General features: G+C 64.8%; 1 pseudogene. It reads left to right on the plus strand.

The window, feature by feature from the left end:
• A pseudogene (locus GHN86_RS24150) lies at positions 1–324 on the plus strand (type VI secretion protein VasK); the annotation flags it as partial.

Consider the following 324-nt stretch of genomic DNA (forward strand, 5'->3'; position numbering starts at 1 on the left):
CGCCATCGCCCCCGGTTTGAGGGATCAGCTCTGGCTGGAAGGGCAGGACACGGTGTTGCTGTGGGGCGGCAGTGTGCAGGGGGATGGGGCGTTGCTCACCCAGTGGAAAGGTCTGAGCCATTGGCGTGGGCTGGACGGGGTGGTCTGGGCGTTGAGCAAACCCCAGAGTGTGGATGCCACCTTGATGAGCGCAGGCGTCCGCTGCTTGCAAGACTTGGCCCGCGGACTGCACTGGCAGTTGCCGCTGCACCTTTGGCAAGTCTGCGACAGTGAATGGCCGCAGCCCAAACGTGCTGCCCAGCCAGTCGGTTGTCTGTTGCCGGC

This window comes from Pseudomonas helleri, from assembly GCF_009600315.1.
Lineage (GTDB): Bacteria > Pseudomonadota > Gammaproteobacteria > Pseudomonadales > Pseudomonadaceae > Aquipseudomonas > Aquipseudomonas helleri_A.